Consider the following 25,423-nt stretch of genomic DNA (forward strand, 5'->3'; position numbering starts at 1 on the left):
TCAATCTTATCGTGCAGCTTTGATTGCTGCTTTCATATCTTGAACTGCTTGCGTAAGTCCTTTAAAAACAGCATCGGCAATCAGAGCATGTCCAATATTCAATTCGTGTATTTGAGGAATTGCTGCAATAGGAGCAACATTGTCAAGATTAAGTCCATGCCCAGCATTTACAACCAAACCTTTAGCAGCAGCGTATTCTGTTCCACGGATAATACGTTGTAACTCTACCTGCTGTGCTTCTTCTGTTTCAGCATCTGCATAAGCACCTGTATGAATCTCAATAGTTGGCGCACCACAGGCAATTGCAGCATCAATTTGTTCAATATCAGCATCGATAAATAACGATACATCACATCCAATCGCTGCTAATTCCTGTGTAGCAGACTTAACAGCCTCAAAATTACCAACAACATCTAAGCCACCTTCGGTCGTGACTTCTTGACGCTTTTCAGGCACAAAACACACGTGATGCGGCTTTATTTCTTTAGCAAATGCCACCATCTCATCTGTCACTGCCATTTCAAGGTTCATGCGTGTTTTAAGTACAGGGCGCATGCGACGGACATCATCATCATGAATATGACGACGATCCTCACGTAAATGTAATGTAATGCCTTCAGCCCCTGCCTCTTCACAAATTAGTGCTGCCTGTACTGGATCCGGGTAGCGTGTGCCTCGAGCCTGTCTTAGAGTTGCAACATGATCAATGTTCACACCAAGCAATGCAGCCATAACATTTTCCTAATTTGATTTTGATTGAGCGTTTTGAATCCACAATTGACGACTTTTTAGTGGGCGATCACCCAATAATGAAGTAATCATTTGACGATATAATTTATTCAACAATTGTAACTGTTCAGCGTTGAAATCTGTACCATTTTCATAATTTATCATGCTGCGAATTTGCTCACCTGTCAGTGTAGCGGCACTTGAATACTGAACTGGTATGAAGCCTTCGTTTAATTGAAATTGATATTTTTGTGAAGTTAAAATTTCATTTTGGTGTGCGTCTATCGAGTAATCAATCGCATAACCAAGCTCTTCTAGAAGTACGTATTCAAATTGACGAAGAATTTGCTTCAAGAATTCGTTAGGATTTGAATGTTGGGCTAATTTTTGTAAACTTTCTAATGTCTTGTGGTACTGTGCAAAAGTATCTGGCATTGCCTCTTCTAATGGGCATAATCTCAATAAGATTTCATTTAAATAAAATCCTGAAAAGAATGCATCACCATGAAAAAAAATGGGATGATTAACAATTTCTAATTTTGTGAAATTTTTTAATTCAGACTTTCCTGTCGCTTGAAGTGCGATAGGCTGATACTGCGGTGGTGGAGGTTGTCTTAGTATGCCGTCAACTCGTCCATACTCTTCAGTGAATAAATGGACAATATGACTCCGCTCTCGATACTTTCGATGATGGATTAAGTATCCATGCAAAAGTTCATTTCGCATCGACTAATCTTATTATTTATCTTTCTTTTGTTCTTTTTCATCATCTTCATCACCGTCTGGGATAACTGCTCCAACAACTGCTACAGTGCCTTTGACGACCCCCTTGGTGGTTTTATATGCAACTTTTACAGGAACTGTGACAACTTTATGAATGCAACCTTGTAAAATCAAAGCGCATACAATCATCGCAACCATCTTCATCATCACAAGCTCCTATAACCGTTCAAGCCTTAGATATCACTATATCCTAAGCTTTTTAGTGCACGCTCATCATCAGACCAACCACCTTTGACTTTAACCCAAAGGGTGAGCATGATCTTTTCTTCGAACATTTTTTCCATATCAGCACGTGCATCCATACCAATTTTTTTCAACTTTGATCCTTTTTCACCGATGACAATGGCTTTTTGCCCAGGGCGATCAACAAAAATCGTAGCATCAATATAGGTACAAGCTGGCTTCATACGACCAGTTTTCTCATTTAAAGTCGCTTCTTCTGTTTTAAACGATTCAATTTGAACAGTTAAATCATATGGAAGCTCTTCACCCAATTGACGCATGATTTTTTCACGTATAATTTCAGAAGCCAAGAAGCGTTCAGAACGATCTGTGAGTTGATCAAGTGCATACAATGGTGGCTGGAATGGTAAGTACTTTTCGATTGTATCACGAAGATGATCAAGGTTAGCGCCACGCAATGCCGATACAGGAACAATCTCAGCAAAATTCATTAATTTAGTACGTTCTTGAATTAGTGGTAATGCCTGATTTTTATTCTCAAATGTATCCAATTTATTAATGACCAAGATGACAGGCATTTCGGCATTTTTGAGCTTCTCAAGGACTAATTCATCATTTTGAGTCCATTTGTCAGCGTCTACAACAAACAGTACAAGATTTACATCACGCAAGGCTGAATGAGCTGCACGATTCATCATTTTATTGATAGCACGGACTTCTTTCTTATGCATTCCAGGGGTGTCAACAAATACTGCCTGAGATTTCTCACGCGTATCAATACCCACAATCTTGTGTCGAGTTGTTTGAGGCTTACGAGATGTAATCGAAAGCTTCTGACCCAAAATATGGTTCATTAATGTAGATTTACCTACATTCGGACGACCTACAATTGCTACAAAGCCACTTTTGTAGTCTGAGGGAATTGTAGTACCTTGAGAACTAAAAAATTGATTGATTAAATCATTGCCGCTGTCTTGCGACTCGTGATCAGCATCGATGTGATCGGAATGAGTAGTCATGAAGACTTTTGCTCCAAAAATTTTAAAATTTCCGCCGCTACTGCTTGCTCAGCAAAACGACGACTTGAACCCTCACCCATACATTTTGGCAAGCCTTCAACCATACATTCCACTTTGAAATGTTGGTTTGGTGCATCACCCTGAATATCAACAACCTCATACACTGGGAGAGGTTTTTTACGAGCTTGAAGATACTCTTGTAAACGGGACTTAGGGTCTTTCAATTGATCTGTTGGTTCAATATGATCTAAATAAGGTTCATACCATTTCAACACAATTGATTCTAACAACTTTAAATCTTGGCTATCAGTATAGATTGCACCAATAATCGCTTCGACTGTGTCAGCGAGTATCGACTCTCTATGATGACCACCAGATTTTAATTCACCAGTACTGAGTATTAAACTCTGACTAAGTTTCAAATCTGTTGCAATTTTGCCTAACGCTTCTTGTCGAACCAAAGTAGCTCGCATACGCGTCAGACGACCTTCGTTTTCATGTGGATAAGCATGATAAAGGTAATTGGCAATAATCATACCTAACAATGAATCGCCTAGAAACTCTAGGCGTTCATAGTTATGTTTATGGCTAACCGATCGGTGTGTCAATGCAAGTTGAAGTAATTCAATTTTCTTAAACTGATAACCGATGCGACTCAGTAAGCGAGAATCACTTACTTTGAACTGACCTTTGATCAAAACTTTTCTCGAATGTGAGGACTAAATCAATATTAAATAAGAATGGCTTTCTTACTTCATATTTCTTTGTCACTTGTAAACCTTGTTTAGATTTGACAGTCGCAATATCTTTGAACTCAATGTCACGGATATTGTTCATGCTAAATTTCTGCCCCATTGTTGAAGCAAACTGTTGTGGTGTTGTCGCCTTTGAGCTGATTGCAACTTGTTCTTCAATCAATTGATTGATTAGTCGGTCATCCCAATAAGGCTGCCACAATGCTACGAGCACTTTAAGTCCAAATGCCGCAACAATTACCCCTAATAAAATCGCTGTATACGATGCACCACGTTGAGTGTTACGCATTTTTTATTATCCATATATTTGAAGATTACTGAATTTGACCATTACGACTGAATGATGGCAATTTCAAACCAGCTTCTTTATGCATCCATACATAAATTGCTTGTCCTGTTAAATTTGCCTCAGGTACGAATCCCCAGATTCGACTATCAGCACTCTGATCACGGTTGTCACCCATGGCAAAGTAATATCCTTTCGGAACAGTTACTTCCCAGCTTTGACCATTTGTTCTCACAAAGCGATCATTCGCAGTGGCAACATAAGGAAGATCTTGTTTGGTTTGTGCATAATTGAAATGCGCAATAATCGGGTTTTGACCTTCCAAATTACGAACCAAATACTTATGATCACCTAAAGTTTCATAATGATAAATTGAATTTGGCGTGTCTGAAACATCTTTTTCACGATTAAATTCAGCCGATTCCGTTACAACTTTTTCACCATTGATGGTTAATTGATTATTCTCAAAAACGATATGATCACCAGGTAAACCAATAATACGCTTAATATAGCTAATTGATGGGTTTGGTGGATATCTAAATACCGCCACATCACCACGTTCAGGCTCATTGACATTCAACACTTTGGTGTTGCTAATCGGTAAACGAACACCATATTGATATTTGTTCACCAAGATATAATCACCCGTTTCCAATGCCGGAACCATGGATTCAGATGGAATATTATAAGGTTCAAAGAAGAATGAACGCAGCACTAACACAACTGCAAGTACAGGCCAAAAATCATATGCCCATGTAATAATGAAATTTTCATTCCCTTTTCCTTTGGTTGCTCTTTGTTTGAGCACCAATTTATCCAGCAACCACAATCCAAAAAAGATTAGGGTTGCAGGTACGAGAATGAGGTTAAAATCAAAATCCATGGGATATTCCTTGTTGTTATCGCTCTACTTTTAACACAGCTAAGAAAGCTTCTTGTGGGATTTCTACACTACCCACCTGCTTCATACGTTTCTTACCTTCTTTCTGTTTCGCAAGAAGTTTCTTCTTACGTGAAACGTCACCACCATAACATTTCGCCAATACGTTCTTACGCATTGCTTTTACTGTTGAACGCGCGATAATTTGAGCACCAATTGCAGCTTGAATCGCCACATCAAACATTTGACGTGGAATCAAATCTTTCATTTTTTCAACAAGTGCAATACCACGATGACGCGCATCTTGACGATGACAAATCATTGCCAATGCATCGACTTTTTCACCATTGATCAAGACATCTACTTTTACAAGAGAAGAAGACTCAAAACGGACGAAGTTATAATCTAACGATGCAAAACCACGTGAACATGATTTTAATTTATCGAAGAAATCCATCACGACTTCAGCCATTGGTATTTCAAATGTAATGGCTACTTGGTTTGCCATAAACTTCATGTCTTTTTGAACACCACGGCGTTCAACGCATAACGTCATTACATTACCAAGATATTCTTGTGGCACAAGGATATTACATTCTGCAATCGGCTCTCGAAGATCCTCTACAGTAGATCCATCTGGCATTTTTGATGGACTGTCGATATAAACTGTCTCACCACTTTTCATGACAGCTTCATAAATTACAGTCGGTGCCGATGAAATCAGGTCTAGATCATATTCACGCTCTAAACGCTCTTGAACAATCTCCATGTGCAGCATACCCAAGAAACCGCAACGGAAACCAAATCCTAATGCATCTGAACTTTCAGGTTCAAAGAATAATGCTGAATCGTTAATTTGCAGTTTTTGTAATGCTTCACGGAAAGGTTCAAATTCACTCGAATCAATTGGGAATAAACCAGCATATACCTGTGGTTTAACTTTTTTGAATCCAGGTAAAGTTTCTACTTCCGGCGTTGTAGCAAGTGTAATCGTATCTCCAACTGGCGCACCAAAAATATCTTTGATACCAGCAATCACAAAGCCAACTTCACCTGCTTCTAAAATATCAGTTTCTGTATGTTTAGGATTGAAAATACCGACAGAGGTAATGATGTGCGTTTGACCTGTTGATTTCATCAACATTTTATCGCCTTTACGCACCCGACCTTGCTTAATGCGAACTAAGGATACAACACCTAAATAGTTGTCAAACCATGAGTCAATAATTAAAGCTTGAAGCGGCGCTTCACGGTCACCCGTCGGAGCAGGAATGGTATTCACAAGTGTTTCTAAAACACCTTCGATTCCTAATCCAGTTTTAGCTGAACACGTAGGTGCTTCAGTTGCTTCAATTCCGATAATGTCTTCAATTTCTTGAATAACACGCTCTGGTTCAGCTTGAGGTAAATCAATTTTATTAAGTACTGGAAGAACCTCAAGACCTTGCTCAATAGCTGTATAGCAGTTTGCAACTGATTGAGCTTCAACACCTTGAGCTGCATCGACAACTAAAAGCGCACCTTCACAAGCAGCAAGCGAACGTGATACTTCATATGAGAAATCCACGTGCCCTGGTGTATCAATAAAGTTGAGTTGATACTCTTCACCATTTGGATGCGTATAATAAAGCGTCACAGACGTCGCTTTAATGGTAATCCCGCGCTCACGCTCAAGCTCCATTGAGTCTAGAACTTGCGCTTGCATTTCGCGATCTTGCAAACCACCACAGGTCTGAATAAAACGGTCAGCTAATGTCGACTTCCCGTGATCGATGTGAGCAATAATCGAAAAGTTACGTATATTTTTGATATTTACGGATTTTTTAGCTTGCGCCATGGGTTACCTTGAACAATAAATTGCGCTATGCATGAAATAAAAACTACATAGCAAAAGCTGTTTAACAAATTGCGGACGATTATAGCAGATGGATTTTTCAAAGTATTCATAATAATGAACACCATGTGGCGAAATATTTAATTCGTCCGATTCAACTAATTCTTTAGATAGCGGGTACAGAATAATCTCGAGTAAAATCCAAAGGATTTAACACCTCAGAAATAGGCTGATAAGCTTGAGTAAATGTTGGAGATAATCGTTTGGGTCTGCCTGTTGCAATCTCTACACAGGCCCATTTGGTATTTCCCACAAATAATAATGATTGGTCTGAAGGTCTAAAAAAAGCGTACTGACGAAATGAATACATCGCATTCAAATCATTAAGCCAAGTTCTTAAAATAATTTCATCATTTTCAAAACACGCCTTTCTGTAATTCATGTGATGCTCAACTGCAACCATGGCATGTTTGAGTTCTAGATATTGCTCAACCCCTAAACCCAGTTGTTCAATATGTGCTGTTGCAACATCTTGCATCCATTTTACATACACCACATTATTCACATGACCTAAAATATCAATGTCTTGTGCTATTGCTTTTATTTTAAGGTCAAAGATTGTACTCACTATATTCCCTTGTATTGCGTATTCATCATCAACATTCGAAAAGAGTTTAATATAATTTTAGAGTTAAATAAAAAAGACCTTGCTATCGCAAGGCCCTTTATTCAATTCATGTTTACTTGATTCTTAATCCGATCATGGCATTTCGCCCTTCACGGATGATACCCACTCGTGCAACGGTATTGGTTTTAAGATTAGCCACCGCCTCCACAAAATCTTGTGTTGTACTTACATTCTTACCATTAATCGAGGTGATCACATCACCAGCCATAATTCGAGATTGTGCCGCCAAACCTCCGCGTACAACCTCTTGAATGTAGACACCACCTTTAACACCAAGACGTGTTTTTTCAACAGGTGCAAGTTCGCGAATCGCAACACCTAGTGTAGGTCCGCGTTTTTTGGCTTCACTTACATTTTGCGCTTGTGCTGGTGTTTCATCTGGTGCTGATGCAAGTGTTGCTGTAATCGTACGTACACGTTCATCACGCAATATTTCTAACTGAATTTTTTGATTTGGCTGTGTTCTATTTAAGTAATTTAATAGCTCACTCGTTCTTGAAATTGCAGTTCCGTTGTATTTCAAAATAATATCATTTTGCTTTAAGCCAGCGCGCTCTGCTGGGGAATTTGGCGCAATTTCTGTGATTAAAGCACCTTCAGGTTTTGGTAATTTATAAGCTTCTGCGAGGTTACGATCAATCTCTTGTAAATGAATACCAAGATATGAGCGAGTAACTTTACCATTTTTCTTTAATTGATCCGCCACATCCATCGCTACATCGATTGGAATGGAGAATGACAATCCCATATATCCGCCAGTACCACTGAAAATACGAGAATTCACACCAATCACTTGACCTTGTTGATTAAACAATGGTCCCCCAGAGTTACCAGGGTTTAATGCGACATCAGTTTGAATAAACGGAACTGATGTTTCACCCAACATATTTCTTGATTTGGCACTGACAATCCCCGCAGATGCCGAGTACTCAAAACCAAACGGTGAGCCAATGGCAAGAACAGGTTCTCCAACTCTTAATTGGTCGATATTCCCAGTCGAAAGTGCTGGGTAGTTCGCACCTTCAACTTTCAGTAATGCCACATCAGTACGTTCATCACTACCAATAACTTTGGCATCAATCTCGCGACGATCATTTAACATGATGGTGATTTGTGAAGCATTTTCTACAACATGATGGTTGGTAATCAGGTAACCATCACGGCTAATAAAAAATGCACTCCCAAAACCCGTTTTCTCTTGAGGAGCTTGGCGCTGCGGAATAATAATTTGATTGCCGAAGAATCGTTTCAGCAGTTCAGGTACTTGTTGTTGAAGAATTTCTTCTTGTGTCATTTTCTTAACAACATTCACGCTGACGACACCCGGACTTACTCGCTCTACAAGATTTGAAAAGTCAACAGTAGCCGCCGCTTGAGTTTGCACTGCCGCAGTAAATACTGCAGCAAAAAGTCCTGATGCTATAACGCGATTTTTCATGTTAAGTGAACTCTCATTTATGATTCTTGGATAAAATAATTTTTAGCACAATCAAAATTCTCTGTGCGTAAATAAATGTTTCTATATTAATAGAAAACAATACTTTACTTAAAATATGATTAAAAACTAATAGTTCAAGTGCATAAAAAAAAATTTGATCAATCAAACTCTTGAATTTTGCTTTAAAAAAGAGCCATATTAACGCACTTTTAAAATTCAGTTTGCGAATGGAAATGCCGAAAAATACAAGTGCGCATCAATTTGATGTGATTATTGTGGGCAGTGGCGGTGCGGGTTTAAGTCTAGCACTCTCATTACCTGATCATTTTAATATCGCAGTGTTAGCAAAATCTCATTTGAAAGATGCCAGCACGTATTATGCACAAGGCGGCGTTGCAGCTGTTCTTGATGAGGCTGATTCTATTCAACAACATATTGATGACACGCTCATTGCAGGTGCTTATCTCTGTGAAAAACAAGCTGTTCAACACACGGTTGAAGGAGGAAAACCCTCTGTTGATTTTTTACTGAAACAAGGTGTTAAATTCACACTAGATGATGAAGATAACTTGCATCTCACACGTGAAGGTGGGCATTCTCAGCGCCGCATTATTCATTCCGCAGATGCAACAGGGAAAGCAATTTCAACCACTTTAGTTGAACGGGCACAAGAAAAAAACAATATTCACATCTTTGAAAATTACATTGCGATTGACCTCATTACAGCGCATAAGCTGGGGCATTTGAATCAGGAAAATCGTGCTTTAGGCTTATATGCTTTAGATGAGCAAACCGAGCAAGTGCATACTTTCTTAGCACCATTTACTGCACTGGCATGTGGCGGTGCCATGAAAGCATATTTATATACCTCTAACCCTGATATCGCTACAGGCGATGGTATTGCAATGGCATATCGTGCTGGATGCCGCGTCGCCAATATGGAATTTAATCAATTCCACCCAACCTGTTTATATCACCCTCAAGCACGTTCCTTCTTAATTACTGAAGCAATGCGTGGTGAAGGCGCTTATCTTCGTTTACCTGACGGCGAACGCTTCATGCTTCGTTTCGATGAACGTGCAGAGTTAGCACCACGTGATATTGTAGCTCGAGCTATCGACTACGAAATTAAAAGATTGGGTATACGACATGTATGGCTAGATATTACCCACAAAACCCCTGAGTTCATTAAAGAGCACTTCCCCACTTTGTATGCTCGCCTACTCGAGCTGGGTATTGATATTACCAAAGATATGATCCCAGTTGTGCCAGCAGCGCACTACACCTGTGGTGGTGTCGTAGTCGATGAACATAGTCAAACGGACATTCAAGGTCTATATGCGATTGGTGAGACGTCTTATACAGGTTTACACGGCGCCAACCGTATGGCAAGTAACTCACTTTTAGAATGTTTTGTTTATGGCATGAGTGCAGCAAAGCATATTCAAGATCAACATCAAAATATTATAGATCACTATGAAGTCCCTGAATGGGATGCTTCTCAAGTCATGAATCCTGATGAAGACGTTGTCATTTTGCAAAACTGGGATGAGTTACGTCAGACCATGTGGAACTATGTAGGTATTGTACGAACGACCAAACGTTTAGAACGTGCATTACATCGCGTTGAAATGCTGAAACATGAAATCACCGAATATTATCAAGATTATCATGTCAGTAAAAATCTAATTGAGCTTCGTAACCTTGTACTCGTTTCTGAGATGATTATTCGTTGTGCGATGCAAAGAAAAGAATCACGCGGATTACATTACACTTTGGACTATCCTGAGCCTTCGCAAGAATTACGAAAAACTGTACTCACCCCACCAAATTTTGAAGTGGAAACACCTTTAGTTGAGGTTTAAGTTCAAAAAAAAAGCGAGTTCATACTCGCTTTTTTATGCCCTTTTGGGCGGAATTGAGTAAGTCCCAGTAACGTGAGCTATCGGCTCATCGTCCCCAACAGAGTACAAGTAAACCTCTCCGACAACTAGAGCTTTGCCAACTTTCATTAATTTACAAACACCCTTGATGTCACAACCACCTTTCGGTTTTCTAAGAAAGTTAATATTCATATTGGTTGTCACTGTAAGACCTACAATACCAATTTCTCCCAGTATTGCGATATACAACCCATAATCGGCAGCTGTCATCATGGTCGGACCTGAAACTGTCCCTCCAGGTCTTAAATCATTTTCATCAACATGATAAATGACTGTAGCACCACGTGGCTCTACCGATACTATTTCACATTTTTGGAGACTTTGTGGAAATTCGGTTTGTAGGAATTTGAGTATTTCTTCTTTATTACTGATCATATTGAGTCTAATCGTTTTTCCATAAACAATGACTCAATATAAATCATATTTGCTTTTTTAATTAGCACTTATGCTCATCTTTCCATGAACTAATTCGTTCAATTGCATCATTAAATACTTGCTCAGGACTTTGTGTTGCATCAATACGCTTAACACGATTCGGCTCTAACTGCTGCAATTCAGTAAATCCTGCACGTACTTTTTCAAAAAAAGCTGCTTTTTCATGTTCAAACCGATCCAATGCTCCACGCGCTCGTGCTCGTTGCATTCCGAGCTCAGTCGGAGCATCCAACCAAAATGTCAGGTCTGGCATTTTTAGGACAAAGTTTTGGTTTAAAAGTGCTAATTTTTCACGACTTAACCCACGACCTGCACACTGATACGCGAAACTGCTGTCACAAAAACGGTCGCATAACACGATCGAACTATTTTCAAGTGCAGGCATTATGACTTGTTGCAGATGTTGCGCTCGAGCTGCGTACATTAATAATAGTTCAGTATCATTACTCATTCTTTCTTCATGATTCACCGTCAGAAGTAAGGAACGAATTTGCTCAGCGAGCGGAGTACCACCTGGTTCACGAGTTAGAACAACTTGCTTTGATTGCTCAAGGAAGTAGTCACGAATTTTATGAATCAATGTCGTTTTACCAACACCTTCTGTGCCTTCAAAGCTAATAAACACGTCTATTTTACCCCTTATTTTTTAGATCGAATCACAGCAAGATATTCTTGAACAGCGCGATTATGGTCAGCTAGATTGGTACTGAATTTGTGACCTCCATTTCCAGTCGCCACAAAATAAATATAGTCAGAATGATCTGGATGCATTGCCGCTTCGATCGCTTTATCACTTGGTAATGCGATCGGTGTTGGTGGCAATCCATAAATCGTATACGTGTTATATGGTGTTGGTGCTCTTAAATCTTTACGGGTAATGTTGCCCGTATATTCATCGCCCATACCATAAATTACGGTTGGATCAGTTTGTAAACGCATACCTATTTTTAATCGACGAACGAATACGCCCGAGACTTTATCTAACTCATGATCAACATTGGTTTCTTTCTCAATAATTGATGCCATGATGAGCGCTTCATATTTATTTTTATAAGGCAAATCAGAAGCTCGATTTTCCCAGGCTTTATCTAGTGCCTTCATCTGATGTTGATACAAATCAGTTAAAATTTTACGATCTGTTTCACCCTTCGCAAAAAAATAAGTATTAGGCGCAAATAAACCTTCTGGATGTGAAAATGGAATATTCAATTCCTTTAATATTTCTGCATCACTCAAATGAACCAGCTCTTTCGTCACCAATTCATCATTTTTAAGTGCATTTTTTAACTGCTTAAATGTTGTACCCTCAATGACCAAAATTCGATTCAGTTGTGCATTTTCAGAATTCGAAATCATGTCTAGAACTTGACGAACACTCATTCCCGCTTTAACTTCATAGACTCCAGCTTTCATGCTGTCATGAATCATGAATCGTTGATAAATCTTTAAAATAATGGGAAATGAAACTTGCTTATTTTTAGCTAAACGATCAATAAATTGTGAGTAAGTATCACCATGATTAATCGCTAGCATTTGCTTTTTACCCTCTACAGGATAATCCTTCCATAGACTCGTAGATAGAATCATGGTTGCAAGCAACATTAGACCTGCAATAACGAATAAAAGCGCTTTAGGTTTAAAGGATGTCTTGCTGTTCTTTTTCTTTGTTGATTTCTGAGGAGAGGACATAAGCTTTAAATCTGATTAAGTTGAAGGTGGTGAAAAAGATCAATACACGCTTGTGTATCTAATCGACGATCATCAAGGCAAGAGGCGATTTTCATTGGGTGGAGCGCATTACAATAAAATACACTTTGAATGTGAAGAAGTTCATTCAAATCAATTACTCTTTTTTGGAACGTTATACCATAATGATTCATACGCTCCAAAATTTCAGCACGCATCACCCCATGAACGCCATTATAACGAAGTTCAGGACAAATCCATGTATCATTCAATCGTATAAAGCAGTTACTGCTGATTCCTTCAACAATATAGCCTTGAACATCTGTAACTAAAGCTTCTTGAAAACCCTTCTCATCGGCTTCCTGCTTTAGTAACACTTGTTCTAACCGATTAAGTGATTTAATTCCCACCAATTGTGGCATGGTTAAACCCATTACTCGCTCAAGTAAACCACTCTCAATGACTTCATAGTGATGATCAGTCACGTTTTGCGGATAATAATACAACCAAAGATCTGCTGAATGATGAGGTAAACTGTATCCTCGTTGCCCCTCGCCTCGACTCAGTACAATTTTAATCGTCCCGTTTAATTGATCGTACTCTTGCTGTAAATACTGGATAGACTCAGCAATATAGTCGAGATTAGCTTGAAGTGAGAATCGCTCAATGGCCGTATTCAATCTTGTTAAATGACGTTCAAATAATTCAATTTTATTATTTCGAATTCTCGCCGTGGTAAAACAGCCATCTCCATAATGGAAGCCTCGATCCAAAATAGATATTGCATCCATTGGCTTGGCATTTTTTAAACAGATCATTTCAAGCAACCTCATTCCTTTCTCATAGTGTAAAAAGTCACTCACAAAATGAATAGCTGTTTTGATCATAACTTTTTCATTTCTTCTTATTTTTTTATTTTAAAAAATTTCCCTATGCTCAAATCATCAAAAAACGACAAACACACAGGAATAATGATGCGTTCTTTTAAAATTGGGGTCATTGCAGCTTTACTTTCAGTCACTTCTGTTTCTACACTCGCAAAAGATTTTTTAAATGTTTCATATGATCCAACTCGTGAACTCTATGACAACTTTAATAAAGAGTTTGGAGCATATTGGAAAAAGCAGACTGGTCAAGATTTGAATTTTAAACAATCTCATGGTGGATCTGGTAAACAAGCCCGTGCGGTCATTGATGGACTAGATGCAGACGTCGTAACTCTCGCACTCGCAGCAGATATTGATGCGATTGCTGAAAAAACCAATTTATTACCAAAAAACTGGCAGAAAAAATTCCCACAGAACTCTACACCCTATACCTCAACCATCGTGTTTTTAGTCAAAAAAGACAATCCCAAAGGGATCAAAGATTGGGGAGACTTGATTAAAAATGATGTTGGAATTATTACGCCAAACCCTAAGACGTCAGGTGGTGCGCGTTGGAATTACTTAGCAGCATGGGCTTGGGCAAAACACCAACCCGGCGGTAACGATGCTAAAGCACAAGAATTTGTACGACAAATTTATAAAAATACTAAAGTGCTAGATTCTGGTGCACGTGGTGCAACAACAACTTTTGCAGAGCGTGGCATTGGAGATGTACTCCTGGCTTGGGAGAATGAAGCACATTTAGCTCTTCGTGAACAACCCGGAAAATTTGAAATCATTACACCAACCCTTTCCATTCTTGCTGAGCCCCCTGTAGCAATTGTTGAGAAAAATGCGCAAAAAGATGGCAACCTCAATGTCGCAAAAGCCTATTTGAATTATCTGTATTCTCCAGCTGGTCAAACCATTGCTGCCAAAAACTTTTATCGACCAAGAAATGCAACGGTACTTTCAAAATATCAATCCGTGTTTAAACCTTTAAAATTAGTCACGATTGATAAAGAGTTTGGAGGTTGGACAAAAGTCCAAAAACAACATTTTGATAATGGCGGGATATTCGATCAAATTGTCAAAGCAAACAGTAATAAATAAATTAAGATTTAAGCTTTAACTTATGGCTTGCCGATCATATTCATGATCGGCATTTTTTTTAACAACACACCTAAATCTTTTTTTTTCATATAAAATTCATTTTTAATTATTTTTTATGCATAAAGATTGGATTTATTCTAGCGCCATGTAACAGAATATTTTCTTTTGAGGTTGCCATGCGCTTTTCAGCTAAATTAAAACTTGGGGTTATCGCAGCTTTTGTTTCAGCTGCTTCGCTTAGCGCTTCCGCTAAAGATTTATTAAACGTCTCTTACGATCCTACTCGTGAACTCTACGTAGAAGTAAATAAAGAATTTGGTGCATATTGGAAATCTCGGACTGGACAAAATGTCAATTTTCGTCAGTCACATGGCGGCTCAGGTAAACAAGCGCGTGCAGTCATTGATGGTTTAAATGCAGATGTTGTGACTCTAGCACTTGCAGCTGACATTGATGCGATTGCTGAAAAAACCAATTTATTACCAAAGGATTGGCAGAAGAAATTCCCACATAACTCGACACCCTACACTTCCACAATTGTTTTCCTCGTCAAAAAAGGAAATCCAAAAAATATTAAAGACTGGGGTGATTTAGTAAAACCGGGTGTGGACATTATTACACCAAACCCTAAGACGTCAGGTGGTGCACGTTGGAATTATTTAGCGGCTTGGGCGTGGGCTAAACACCAACCAGGTGGAAATGACGCCAAAGCACAACAATTTGTTCAACAAATTTATAAACAAACCAAGGTCTTAGATTCGGGCGCTCGTGGCTCAACTACAACTTTTGCTGAACGTGGTATTGGCGATGTTTTGCTTGCTTGGGAAAATGAAGCTCATTTAGCACTGCGTGAACAACCAGGTAAATTTGAAATTGTGACGCCAACACTTTCTATACTTGCTGAACCACCTGTAGCGATCGTTGAAAAAAATGCAGCAAAATCAGGCAATAAATATTTGGCGCAAGGTTATTTGAATTTCCTTTATTCTCCTAAAGGACAACATATTGCCGCGAAGAATTTCTATCGTCCGCGTAATCAAGCTGTATTAAAACAATATTCATCAACATTTAAGCCACTGAAATTGGTCACAATTGATCAAGAGTTTGGTGGCTGGGCGAAAGTACAAAAAGCTCATTTTGAGAATAATGGTATTTTTGACCAAATTACCAAAGCAAATAACACAAAAAAATAATCAATGGAGCATGACATGATACATACACTCATTGTACCCGGCGTCGGCGGAAGTGATGAAAATCATTGGCAATCATGGTTGCAACGTCAAGTCATGCCATGCTCACGTGTTCAACAAGATGATTGGAACTTTCCTTTACTCTCAGATTGGATCCATCGTTTTGTAGAAAAAATTTCGCAGATAGATGCACCCGTACAGATTGTTGCACATAGTTTTGGCTGTTTAACGTCTGTCGCTGCTCTGCATCAGCACCCAGAAATAGCACAGAAAGTTAAACAACTGGTTTTAGTTGCACCAGCCAATCCAAGTCGTTTTGGTGAGAATGGTTTTGCTCGTTTGAGTTTGACTGATTATAGTTTTTACTTTCATCAAATTAAGATTAGCGTTCCCACAAAAATGCTCATCAGTGAAAATGATCCGTGGTTAGGTTTTGAGGATGCAAAAAAACTAGCAAAATCATGGGGTGTAAAACCGATTAACTTAGGTCAAGTTGGTCATATTAATGTTGATTCAGGATTTGGACCATTTCCAGAGATCTTCGATTTTTTGATTCATGATAAGCTGTCGAACTATATCAATAGTATTGATAATGGCAAGTTGTATTACAAATTTGCAATTTAAAGTTCGCCACTTATTCTTGATAAATTTTTCAATTCAATTGCTTATTGATTTCGGTAAGCTTTTTCTCTCATTTGAGGAGTAGTCATGTCGCAGCGATCCCGAGTGCTGCCAGGATTTGGTCTATCTCTAGGCTTTACCCTAGCGTATTTATCTTTAATTGTGCTCATACCCTTGTCGGCTGTTTTTATTAAGTCTTTAGGTATTGGCTGGGAAGGTTTATGGGAGATTTTAAGCTCTGAGCGTATCTTAAAATCATTACAACTAAGTTTCAGTGCTGCACTTATTGCTGCCTTCATTAATGTTGTATTTGGCTTATTACTCGCTTGGTGTCTCGTGCGCTATAGTTTCCCTGGTAAACGAATTGTTGATGCATTGGTTGATTTACCCTTTGCGTTACCAACAGCTGTTGCTGGGATTGCATTAACATCTTTATATGCTCCGACAGGCTGGATTGGTCAATATCTTGAACCCTTAGGAATTAAAGTCGCTTATAGTCCTATTGGGATTACATTAGCCCTGATATTTATTGGCTTACCTTTTGTGGTTCGTACAGTACAACCTGTACTGAGTGACTTAGAGACTGAACTTGAAGAAGCAGCGTCAGCATTGGGTGCGAATCGACTGCAAATTGTAACCAAAGTGATTTTACCAATTCTTTTCCCTGCTTTAATCACAGGATTTGCTCTCGCTTTTGCCCGTGGCGTGGGTGAATATGGTTCAGTTATCTTTATTGCAGGTAACCAACCCTTCGAAACTGAAATTGCGCCATTAATGATTATTTCTCGATTGGAAGAATATGACTATGCAGGTGCAACTACGATCGCCGTTGTCATGCTCCTTATTTCATTCGCTATCTTGTTCTTGATTAACTTGTTACAAGCATGGGCGAGTCGTCGTACAGGGAGAACTGCACAATGAGTTTGAATACAAATAGCAATGCTTTAGCGGAAAAATTGCAATCTCGTGATGCGACGCGAGAACCGACTTGGGTTCGTTGGACACTTATTGTCGTTGCCATGATTTTCTTCCTCAGTTGCTTAATCCTGCCTTTGATTTTAGTTTTTGTTGAAGCATTCAAACAGGGTGTCGGCGTTTATGCGCAAGCTTTAGTCCATCCAGATACGTTGTCGGCTGTAAAGCTCACCTTACTAACAGCTGCAATTGCTGTACCGCTCAACGTAGTATTTGGTGTGGCGGCGGCTTGGTCTGTTGCGAAATTTAATTTCCGTGGTAAATCCATATTAACCACGATTATTGATATGCCTTTCTCAGTATCACCTGTAATCGCAGGTTTGATGTTGGTATTGATGTTTGGTACTCAAGGTTGGTTCGGTGGATGGCTGATGGATAACGACATTAAGATTCTATATGCCGTTCCAGCAATTGTACTAGCAACCATCTTTATTACAGTTCCTTTTGTGGCGCGTGAGCTCATTCCACTGATGGAAGCTCAAGGTACAGAAGAAGAGGAAGCGGCAATCGTTTTAGGAGCTTCAGGCTGGCAAACTTTTTGGAAAATCACGATTCCAAATATTAAATGGGGCTTGATATACGGGGTTATTCTTTGTAACGCACGTGCAATGGGTGAATTCGGGGCAGTCTCTGTAGTATCGGGTCATATTCGTGGAGAGACCAATACATTGCCACTGCATGTAGAGATTCTCTACAACGAATATACCTTTAGTGCAGCATTTGCTGTTTCATCCCTCTTGGCTTTATTGGCGATTGTGACATTGATTCTTAAAACATGGGTCGAAATTCGCCAAGAGAAATTAAGCAAACGTAATGAAGTTTCTACAGTTTAAAGGAAGTATCCGATGAGTATTCAAGTTAAAAATATTGAAAAACACTTTGGTGCTTTCCATGCACTAAACAATATCTCCCTAGATTTTCCTGATGGCCAACTCGTAGCATTATTAGGACCTTCAGGCTGCGGTAAAACAACTCTACTTCGCATTATTGCTGGTCTTGAATCTGCCGACAGCGGTCAAGTGATCCTCGAAGGTCAAGATTCAACGAATGTTCATGTCCGTGAACGTCAAGTTGGCTTCGTATTCCAACATTATGCTTTATTCCGTCATATGACAGTATTTGATAATATTGCTTTTGGTTTACGTGTTCGTCCACGTTCAACACGCCCTTCAGAATCTGAAATAAAAAAACGGGTTACACGACTACTGGATTTAGTTCAATTAGGATTCTTATCAGATCGTTATCCAGCACAATTGTCTGGTGGACAGCGTCAACGTATTGCACTTGCACGTGCGCTTGCAGTTGAACCTCGTGTACTACTTCTGGATGAGCCATTTGGCGCACTTGATGCTAAAGTTCGTAAAGAGTTACGTCGCTGGCTGAGAACTTTACACGATGAACTTCACATCACCTCGATTTTTGTAACTCACGATCAAGAAGAAGCGCTTGAAGTTGCAGATCAAATCATTGTAATGAATAAAGGCAATATTGAACAAATTGGCTCACCTCGTGAAGTTTATGAAAAACCAGCAACGCCTTTTGTATTTGACTTCTTAGGTCAAGCGAATAAGTTCGAAGGTCATAATCAAGCGGGAATCGTACAGATCGGAAATGATCGCATTCAACTGCCTTTAGCTAAAGATGCACCTGAAGGTAAAGTGATTGCCTTCATTCGACCAGATGAGTTCCAAATTCATGCTCAACCTACAGACAATGCAATTCAAGCAACGTTCTTACGTGAAGTTTGGATTGCAGGAAAAGTGGTTGCCGAACTTCAAGGTCAAGATGGCAATCTCATCGAAATTCTACTCACTCCAGATGAAGCTAAACTGCATCAATTCCGCCCAAATCAATCGGTTTGGTTAACGACTAATACATTGCACTTATTTGCACAAGAAAACGCATAAAAATGTGTAGATGGGGCTTTTATATAGCCCCATCATTTTAAAGGTAACAAAGACTATGAACTTTCAACAATTAAGAATTATTCGAGAGACCGTCAGACAAAATTTTAATTTAACGGAAGCTTCCGCTGCCCTTTACACGTCTCAATCAGGCGTAAGTAAGCATATTAAAGATTTAGAAGATGAATTAGGTGTTCAACTATTTATCCGAAAAGGTAAACGCTTATTAGGGTTAACTGAACCTGGTCAAGCTTTGCTCGGTATTGTGGAGCGCATGCTGGTCGATGCAGACAATATTAAAAGATTAGCCGATGATTTTAATCGTGTAGATGAAGGTACATTAACCATCGCAACCACTCATACTCAAGCGCGATATGTATTACCACCTATCGTAAATTCATTCAAAAAATTATTTCCGAAAGTTCATTTGATTTTGCAACAAGCAAGCCCAACTGAAATCACTGAAATGTTACTTTTAGGCGATGCAGATATTGGTATTGCTACTGAGAATCTGACTACTGAAGAAAACTTAGCAAGTGTCCCTTTTTATAACTGGAAACACAGTATTATTACGCCTCAAGGTCATCCACTTACTCAAATAGCAGCGCGAGAGATTAGCTTAGAACATTTGGCAGAGTATCCGATTATTACCTATCACGGTGGTTTTACGGGACGTTCAAAGATTGATAAAGCCTTTGAAGACTCAGGACTTGATGTTGATTTAGTGATGTCTGCGCTTGATGCTGATGTAATCAAAACTTATGTGGAATTAGGTATGGGTGTCGGGATTGTCAACGATGTAGCCTACGATACAGAACGAGATCATCGCTTAAAACAAATTGATACTGATTTATTCGGGGTGAATACCACTTGGATTGCTGTACGAAAAGGTCATTTGTTACGTGGATACGGTTACGAGTTTATTTCGCTATGTGCACCTAGTGCTGATATCAAAGCGTTAAAACGTGTGGCTTATCCTGAGGATTAATAAGCTACAAATAATAAAGGTGCCTATAGCGCCTTTGTTATTTGCTTTAACTTGCATAAAAAAACGAGCCGAAGCTCGTTTTTTAAATTTGATCTTACCAGTGGAAGCTCACACCCACTTTACCAACTGGAAGCCATTCGTATTTGTCATCGTTACGAATTTTATCTTCTTCGCGAGCAATATTATCCACTAGTGAACCACCTGTTGGATTGTTTGCTGCACCGCCACTTACTAATTCTAAATTAGCTTTTGGGTTACCAGAATAATAAGCACCTACTTCACCAAATACACCAATGTTTTTATTGATTTTAGGGGCAAAACCAAAACCTACATATGGAGCAAAGTCATTTTTGTATTCTTGTTTACCACGAATATGAGCACCATTCGTTCCAGCAACAAAGTCTGTATTATTTACGCTGAAGCCTTCTCCTGGTTTGACACGACGGTCAAGTTCATACTCATTATCAATATATGCAACACCTGCAGCCATATAAAGACCTTGAGCCCATGGATTTTCACTCGCACCCCAAGGACGAATTTCAGCATTTAAATACGCTAAATTGTTATCCATATCTAAATCATATTTTGATCCATTAATTGATAAATCATCAGACCAAGAGATATCACCACCGTTGTAACCTAAAGCAAGACCAACGTATGGGTTAGCAGTCCAAAGTAATGCACCACCGTAACCAGTTGTACCAACTTCAGCACGAACACCAGTAGGGATTAATTGATTAGCTTCAAATACATTACCTGTACGTACAACTTGAGTGTCCGCCATAGCGAAGCCTGAAACAGATAATGCTGTTGTAACAGCGAGTAATTTTAACACTTTCATTTTTTTCTCCTCAAAGAAATGAGTTGTTCTTTAATCATTAATGTGTTCGACTCGGAAGCATCTTAATGGAGATTTCAAAGCTGGTTAATATTCAAATTGATGCTTTTTTGTTATTTTTTGATACAATTTTGATTTAGTTGTTGTTTTATAAATAATTTGCACTTAAGTCTTTTATTAACTTTTATTAACATACTTATAAAGATTAGTCATTATTGTCGGACATTTTTTCAGGATTAATTGTAATTTTTATAATCAATTTAGTGTAAAATCGTGGAAATTTTTTTTGGAAGAGAAGATTATGTCTCAGCTTTCGTCAATCATCGAACAAGCGTTTGAAGATCGTGCAAACTTCACAGCTACAGATTGCCCTGCTGAAATTCGCCAAGCAGTCGAGGAAGCAATTGATGGCTTAGATAATGGTTCATTACGTGTTGCTGAAAAGATTGATGGTGAATGGGTTGTTCATCAATGGTTAAAAAAAGCTGTTCTATTGTCATTCAAACTCAATGATAATAAACCAATCGAATCATGCGATCTCCAATTCTATGACAAAGTAGACACTAAATTTACAGGTTGGACTGAAGAGCAATTTAAAGCAGCTGGTGTACGTGTTGTACCGCCTGCAGTTGCACGCAAAGGTTCTTATCAAGCTAAGAATGTTGTACTTATGCCATCTTATGTCAACATTGGTGCTTATGTTGATGAAGGTACAATGGTTGATACATGGGCGACTGTAGGTTCATGTGCGCAAATTGGTAAAAATGTTCACCTTTCTGGTGGTGTTGGGATTGGCGGTGTACTTGAGCCTCTTCAAGCGAACCCTACGATCATTGAAGACAATTGTTTTATCGGTGCACGTTCTGAAATCGTTGAAGGTGTAATCGTTGAAGAAGGTTCAGTGATTTCAATGGGTGTTTACATTGGTCAATCAACTAAGATTTATGACCGTGAAACAGGTGAAATTCACTACGGTCGTGTTCCAGCAGGTTCAGTGGTAGTTTCTGGTAGTCTTCCTTCTAAATGCGGTAAATACAGCTTATATGCTGCAATTATCGTAAAAAAAGTCGATGCTCAGACTCGTGCTAAAACAAGTTTGAACGACTTATTACGCGCTGACTAATTTTTTTATACTTTATAGTATTTGGAGTACACTCCACATCTCTACGGTTAGTAATAATCGTAGAGATTTTTCTTTTATATAATCTCTATTTTAGTTTGGTTTTGTCGATATGAGTAATTTGCGATCTTCCGCTATTCCTGTTTCTGATCCGTCTGCGGGGTTACGTATTACGGAGATCTTCTATTCATTACAAGGTGAAGCCAACACTTCAGGCTTACCTACAGTGTTTATACGCTTAACAGGTTGTCCACTGCGTTGTACTTATTGTGATACCACCTATTCTTTTGAAGGCGGTGAACGTCAGTCTTTAGAGGATATTATCCAGACCACGCTTGATTTTAAAACACCTTATATTTGTGTTACTGGTGGTGAACCATTAGCTCAACCCAATGCATTACCGCTCATGGAGCGTCTAGCAGATTTAGGCTGTGAAGTTTCCCTTGAAACGAGTGGAGCGCTAGATGTTTCAAAAGTGGATCGTAGAGTTTCTAAAGTCCTAGATTTAAAAACACCAACTTCAGGTGAAGACTCACGTAATTTAATGAGTAATTTAGACCATTTAACTCAACATGATCAGATTAAATTTGTCATATGCAATCGTGAAGATTATGAATGGTCTAAACAACAAGTGAATCAATATGAATTGCACAAGCGTGTAAGTACAGTTTGGTTCTCACCTGCGTTTGCTGTAGAAAAAGGTGCTGCAAAGTTACCGCAACTTGCACGTGATTTAGCACAATGGATCTTAGAGGATCACTTACCAGTTCGTTTCCAGCTTCAATTACATAAGTTGCTCTGGAATGACGAAACAGGTCGTTAAAACGTAAAAAAATAGCTCAAATTAAAACAGTACAGCACTTTTCTGTACTGTTGTTTGAGACAAAATGATCTTTTAGTGTGCTGACACTTTAATGGTCGTGCCATTCAAATTAATCCCTTTCATTGAAATATCCCCAATCTTATTATTTATTGTTGATGCATCCCCAACGCCTACCCCCCATAACATGGCATTAAAACCATTTTGATCTCCAAGACGATTTATTTTGAGTTCCAGTCCATCTGTACGTATCGAACCTGCAACATCAAAATCAAGATTATTGATGCCAAAACGCCCTGGTTGAGTATTTTTTAAATTAATAAATTCTATTCCAAATGCGCCACCACCATCATGATCGTGGACTTTAAAGCCTTCTAAACGTAAACCATCTTTAAATATTCCATTGAGTTTTAAAAGACTGCCTTGAGGTGCTGAACCGAGCTGAACATTGGTTGAGAGGTTGGATACATAAAATTTCATATTATCCATAATTTTAACGGGGTCACTATAGCCTCGTCCTGTTGGACTAACTTGACCCGATTTACCCACCCAAATATCACCGGTATTAATAATAATATCTTCAGGAACAAATACACCTAAATTCAGGAAAGGCCCTGTAGTACTATTCCCTCCTTGTGCATCGATTTTTAAAGTAATACTAATATCTGCCGAACCAGAAGAAAGTGATAATGGATTTTTACTACGCCCATTCGCAGTACCGAAAATTAAGGCACCTGCTTTTGTGTTTCCTTCGTTGTAATCTGGTCCGAATCCACTGGTATCGTGCCAAATCAAATCAGCTTGAATGGGTCCACCTGGTAAAAGGCTAATCGTAATACCATCTTGTGCTGCATATGTTGACAATTCTTGATCTGAAAGCTCCTCAAATGCAAAAGAATTTGTACTGATCAACGCAGCAGTGGTTAAAATTAAAGTATTAATTTGATTCATTTTCATTCCGTAAAAATTATTTTTGTAAGTTTTAATCAAGTGTTTGTTAAATTATATTTAATATTTAAACAAAAACAACAACTGTTTAAACTTTATTCGACTCAAAAGAGAGTTTTATCTCATCTTCTAAAACGAACATTTCGCGTTCTTTATAATGATCTCATTTAGTTTTGTAACTTCTGCAGATCAATATATTCAAAAATTTATACCCCATTATTCTTTATATAATCAGTTATAATTCATTTTTTATTTGCTTTAATTTTTTGGAGTTCTCCTATGCGCCCTCGTGCCATTGTATTGTTATCAGGTGGTTTAGACTCAACGACTTGCTTGGCTTGGGCGCAAGCACGCTATGAATGTATCGCTTTAAGTTTTATGTATGGTCAACGCTCAACAACTGAATTGGATGCTGCACGTAAACTGACACAACAAGCATGCGTTGAACATCGCGTGATTAATATAGATTTGGGTAATTTAGGTGGTTCTGCATTAACTGATCATTCCATTGATGTTCCTGATCAAGAACAAGAAGGCATCCCTGTCACTTATGTTCCAGCACGTAATACGATTTTCCTGTCTTATGCACTTGCAGCAGCAGAAGTGTTTGACGCAGAAGCCATCGTAATTGGAATTAATGCGGTAGATTATTCGGGTTATCCAGATTGTCGACCAGAATTTATTGAAGCATTTGCCAATATGGCAAGATTAGCGACAAAAGTAGGTGTGGAAGGAAAACCTCTTAAATTTGAAACACCTTTACTACAATTATCCAAAGCAAATATTATTCGCTTAGGCATCGAACATGGCGTAGACTACAGTCAAACGGTGTCATGCTATCAAGCAGATGACCAAGGACGAGCTTGTGGAAAATGCGACAGCTGTCGTTTGCGTAAACAAGGTTTTGCAGATGCTGGCGTTGAAGACCCAACTCGTTATATACCGTAATAACAGGGTGCCATATATGAAAAATTTAAAATCAAACATTATTCTTTCAGCCATTGTTTCTGCTGCAGCACTTTTCGGTTCTGCTGCTCAAGCAAATGAGCCGAATAATAAAATGCAGCAAGCCTACAAAAGTACTAACGTAAAATCTGCACTGATTAATGTTTGTAAGGAAGAAACTGCTAAAGGGAACAAGCTTTCTGCTGCTGAAGTCAGCAAATATTGTACATGTGCAATTGAAGCAGACGGCAAGCTCACTAATGCTCAAAAATGGGAAATCCAAAGTGCGATTAACCAAAAGAAAAGCCCTTCTACTTTAGCTATCGTGAAGAAACAGAACGCTGATCTTCAAGCATGCTTCGGCCCACAGTTAACGTCTAAGCTACAGTCGTTAACAGAGGAAGCAATGAAAGCAGCACAAGCTAAAAAATAATCG

28 protein-coding genes are annotated in these 25,423 nt (G+C 38.8%); 12 read left to right on the plus strand and 16 right to left on the minus strand.

Annotated elements, in window-relative coordinates:
* Positions 1 to 6 precede the first annotated feature (6 nt).
* The 10 genes from pdxJ to BMW42_RS08315 form a co-directional block, all read right to left on the minus strand.
* Positions 7 to 732 (minus strand): pyridoxine 5'-phosphate synthase, encoded by a 726-nt coding sequence (gene pdxJ, locus BMW42_RS08270; RefSeq protein ID WP_092767056.1) that lies wholly within the window; start codon positions 730 to 732, stop codon positions 7 to 9.
* A gap of 9 nt (positions 733 to 741) precedes the next feature.
* Positions 742 to 1,455 (minus strand): DNA repair protein RecO, encoded by a 714-nt coding sequence (gene recO, locus BMW42_RS08275; protein WP_092767057.1) that lies wholly within the window; start codon positions 1,453 to 1,455, stop codon positions 742 to 744.
* 12 nt (positions 1,456 to 1,467) lie between these two features.
* On the minus strand, positions 1,468 to 1,659 hold the full coding sequence (locus BMW42_RS08280; protein ID WP_092767058.1) for an NF038104 family lipoprotein: 192 nt from the start codon (positions 1,657 to 1,659) through the stop codon (positions 1,468 to 1,470).
* A 26-nt stretch (positions 1,660 to 1,685) separates the two neighbouring features.
* Complete coding sequence (gene era / locus BMW42_RS08285) at positions 1,686 to 2,714, minus strand: GTPase Era (protein WP_035267178.1); 1,029 nt, start codon at positions 2,712 to 2,714, stop codon at positions 1,686 to 1,688.
* Positions 2,711 to 3,412 carry a ribonuclease III gene (gene rnc / locus BMW42_RS08290; RefSeq protein WP_035267179.1) on the minus strand — a complete coding sequence of 234 codons (702 nt, stop codon included), beginning with the start codon at positions 3,410 to 3,412 and terminating at the stop codon, positions 2,711 to 2,713. The genes era and rnc overlap by 4 nt, the downstream gene beginning before the upstream one ends.
* Complete coding sequence (locus tag BMW42_RS08295) at positions 3,384 to 3,758, minus strand: DUF4845 domain-containing protein (RefSeq protein WP_035267180.1); 375 nt, start codon at positions 3,756 to 3,758, stop codon at positions 3,384 to 3,386. Before BMW42_RS08295 ends, rnc begins: the two co-directional genes overlap by 29 nt.
* Positions 3,759 to 3,783: 25 nt before the next feature.
* Positions 3,784 to 4,638: a signal peptidase I gene (gene lepB / locus BMW42_RS08300; RefSeq protein ID WP_035267182.1), complete on the minus strand. Its 855-nt coding sequence runs from the start codon at positions 4,636 to 4,638 to the stop codon at positions 3,784 to 3,786.
* Between the two features lie 16 nt (positions 4,639 to 4,654).
* Positions 4,655 to 6,472 (minus strand): translation elongation factor 4, encoded by a 1,818-nt coding sequence (gene lepA / locus BMW42_RS08305; RefSeq protein WP_092767059.1) that lies wholly within the window; start codon positions 6,470 to 6,472, stop codon positions 4,655 to 4,657.
* Positions 6,473 to 6,635: 163 nt separating this feature from the next.
* Positions 6,636 to 7,097 carry an acyl-CoA thioesterase gene (locus BMW42_RS08310; protein WP_092767060.1) on the minus strand — a complete coding sequence of 154 codons (462 nt, stop codon included), beginning with the start codon at positions 7,095 to 7,097 and terminating at the stop codon, positions 6,636 to 6,638.
* Positions 7,098 to 7,209: 112 nt separating this feature from the next.
* Complete coding sequence (locus BMW42_RS08315; RefSeq protein WP_092767061.1) at positions 7,210 to 8,595, minus strand: Do family serine endopeptidase; 1,386 nt, start codon at positions 8,593 to 8,595, stop codon at positions 7,210 to 7,212.
* Between the two features lie 233 nt (positions 8,596 to 8,828).
* Between BMW42_RS08315 and nadB the strand changes: the two genes are divergently transcribed.
* Positions 8,829 to 10,460 carry an L-aspartate oxidase gene (nadB, locus tag BMW42_RS08320; protein ID WP_416224321.1) on the plus strand — a complete coding sequence of 544 codons (1,632 nt, stop codon included), beginning with the start codon at positions 8,829 to 8,831 and terminating at the stop codon, positions 10,458 to 10,460.
* 33 nt (positions 10,461 to 10,493) lie between these two features.
* Here the strand turns inward: nadB and BMW42_RS08325 are convergent, their stop codons facing one another.
* The 4 genes from BMW42_RS08325 to pabC all read right to left on the minus strand — a co-directional run bounded on the left by BMW42_RS08325 (position 10,494) and on the right by pabC (position 13,477).
* Positions 10,494 to 10,913: a PaaI family thioesterase gene (locus tag BMW42_RS08325; protein WP_092767063.1), complete on the minus strand. Its 420-nt coding sequence runs from the start codon at positions 10,911 to 10,913 to the stop codon at positions 10,494 to 10,496.
* A gap of 61 nt (positions 10,914 to 10,974) precedes the next feature.
* Positions 10,975 to 11,598, minus strand: coding sequence for a dTMP kinase (gene tmk / locus BMW42_RS08330; protein WP_092767064.1), 624 nt, complete (start codon positions 11,596 to 11,598; stop codon positions 10,975 to 10,977).
* A gap of 14 nt (positions 11,599 to 11,612) precedes the next feature.
* Complete coding sequence (gene mltG, locus BMW42_RS08335) at positions 11,613 to 12,662, minus strand: endolytic transglycosylase MltG (protein ID WP_092767065.1); 1,050 nt, start codon at positions 12,660 to 12,662, stop codon at positions 11,613 to 11,615.
* A 5-nt stretch (positions 12,663 to 12,667) separates the two neighbouring features.
* On the minus strand, positions 12,668 to 13,477 hold the full coding sequence (gene pabC / locus BMW42_RS08340) for an aminodeoxychorismate lyase (RefSeq protein WP_092767189.1): 810 nt from the start codon (positions 13,475 to 13,477) through the stop codon (positions 12,668 to 12,670).
* A gap of 153 nt (positions 13,478 to 13,630) precedes the next feature.
* Here pabC and BMW42_RS08345 point away from each other — a divergent pair, with 153 nt between their 5' ends.
* The 7 genes from BMW42_RS08345 to BMW42_RS08375 all read left to right on the plus strand — a co-directional run bounded on the left by BMW42_RS08345 (position 13,631) and on the right by BMW42_RS08375 (position 20,316).
* Entirely contained in the window at positions 13,631 to 14,638 is a 1,008-nt protein-coding gene (locus tag BMW42_RS08345; protein WP_322853434.1) for a sulfate ABC transporter substrate-binding protein, read from the plus strand.
* A 176-nt stretch (positions 14,639 to 14,814) separates the two neighbouring features.
* A complete protein-coding gene (locus BMW42_RS08350; RefSeq protein ID WP_092767067.1) occupies positions 14,815 to 15,831 on the plus strand; it encodes a sulfate ABC transporter substrate-binding protein in 1,017 nt (338 codons plus the stop codon).
* Positions 15,832 to 15,846: 15 nt separating this feature from the next.
* On the plus strand, positions 15,847 to 16,452 hold the full coding sequence (locus BMW42_RS08355) for an alpha/beta hydrolase (protein WP_092767068.1): 606 nt from the start codon (positions 15,847 to 15,849) through the stop codon (positions 16,450 to 16,452).
* A gap of 84 nt (positions 16,453 to 16,536) precedes the next feature.
* Complete coding sequence (gene cysT, locus BMW42_RS08360; protein ID WP_035267202.1) at positions 16,537 to 17,370, plus strand: sulfate ABC transporter permease subunit CysT; 834 nt, start codon at positions 16,537 to 16,539, stop codon at positions 17,368 to 17,370.
* A complete protein-coding gene (gene cysW / locus BMW42_RS08365; RefSeq protein WP_092767069.1) occupies positions 17,367 to 18,257 on the plus strand; it encodes a sulfate ABC transporter permease subunit CysW in 891 nt (296 codons plus the stop codon). The genes cysT and cysW overlap by 4 nt, the downstream gene beginning before the upstream one ends.
* Positions 18,258 to 18,269: 12 nt before the next feature.
* Positions 18,270 to 19,331 (plus strand): sulfate/molybdate ABC transporter ATP-binding protein, encoded by a 1,062-nt coding sequence (locus tag BMW42_RS08370; RefSeq protein WP_092767070.1) that lies wholly within the window; start codon positions 18,270 to 18,272, stop codon positions 19,329 to 19,331.
* Between the two features lie 55 nt (positions 19,332 to 19,386).
* Positions 19,387 to 20,316, plus strand: a complete 930-nt coding sequence (locus BMW42_RS08375; protein ID WP_092767071.1) for a CysB family HTH-type transcriptional regulator — start codon at positions 19,387 to 19,389, stop codon at positions 20,314 to 20,316.
* Between the two features lie 94 nt (positions 20,317 to 20,410).
* Here BMW42_RS08375 and carO read toward each other — a convergent pair whose 3' ends face one another.
* Entirely contained in the window at positions 20,411 to 21,157 is a 747-nt protein-coding gene (gene carO / locus BMW42_RS08380) for an ornithine uptake porin CarO (protein ID WP_035267210.1), read from the minus strand.
* Positions 21,158 to 21,455: 298 nt separating this feature from the next.
* Between carO and dapD the strand changes: the two genes are divergently transcribed.
* Positions 21,456 to 22,277, plus strand: a complete 822-nt coding sequence (gene dapD / locus BMW42_RS08385; protein WP_092767072.1) for a 2,3,4,5-tetrahydropyridine-2,6-dicarboxylate N-succinyltransferase — start codon at positions 21,456 to 21,458, stop codon at positions 22,275 to 22,277.
* Between the two features lie 109 nt (positions 22,278 to 22,386).
* A complete protein-coding gene (gene queE, locus BMW42_RS08390; RefSeq protein ID WP_092767073.1) occupies positions 22,387 to 23,097 on the plus strand; it encodes a 7-carboxy-7-deazaguanine synthase QueE in 711 nt (236 codons plus the stop codon).
* A gap of 72 nt (positions 23,098 to 23,169) precedes the next feature.
* Here the strand turns inward: queE and BMW42_RS08395 are convergent, their stop codons facing one another.
* Positions 23,170 to 24,045, minus strand: a complete 876-nt coding sequence (locus BMW42_RS08395) for a hypothetical protein (protein WP_143047406.1) — start codon at positions 24,043 to 24,045, stop codon at positions 23,170 to 23,172.
* Between the two features lie 276 nt (positions 24,046 to 24,321).
* On the opposite strand from BMW42_RS08395, the gene queC reads away from it, so the two are divergent.
* Entirely contained in the window at positions 24,322 to 24,990 is a 669-nt protein-coding gene (queC, locus tag BMW42_RS08400; protein ID WP_092767075.1) for a 7-cyano-7-deazaguanine synthase QueC, read from the plus strand.
* Between the two features lie 16 nt (positions 24,991 to 25,006).
* Positions 25,007 to 25,420 carry a hypothetical protein gene (locus tag BMW42_RS08405; RefSeq protein ID WP_035267219.1) on the plus strand — a complete coding sequence of 138 codons (414 nt, stop codon included), beginning with the start codon at positions 25,007 to 25,009 and terminating at the stop codon, positions 25,418 to 25,420.
* The last annotated feature ends 3 nt before the right edge of the window (positions 25,421 to 25,423 follow it).

The organism is Acinetobacter sp. DSM 11652 (assembly GCF_900109815.1).
Taxonomy (GTDB): Bacteria; Pseudomonadota; Gammaproteobacteria; order Pseudomonadales; family Moraxellaceae; genus Acinetobacter.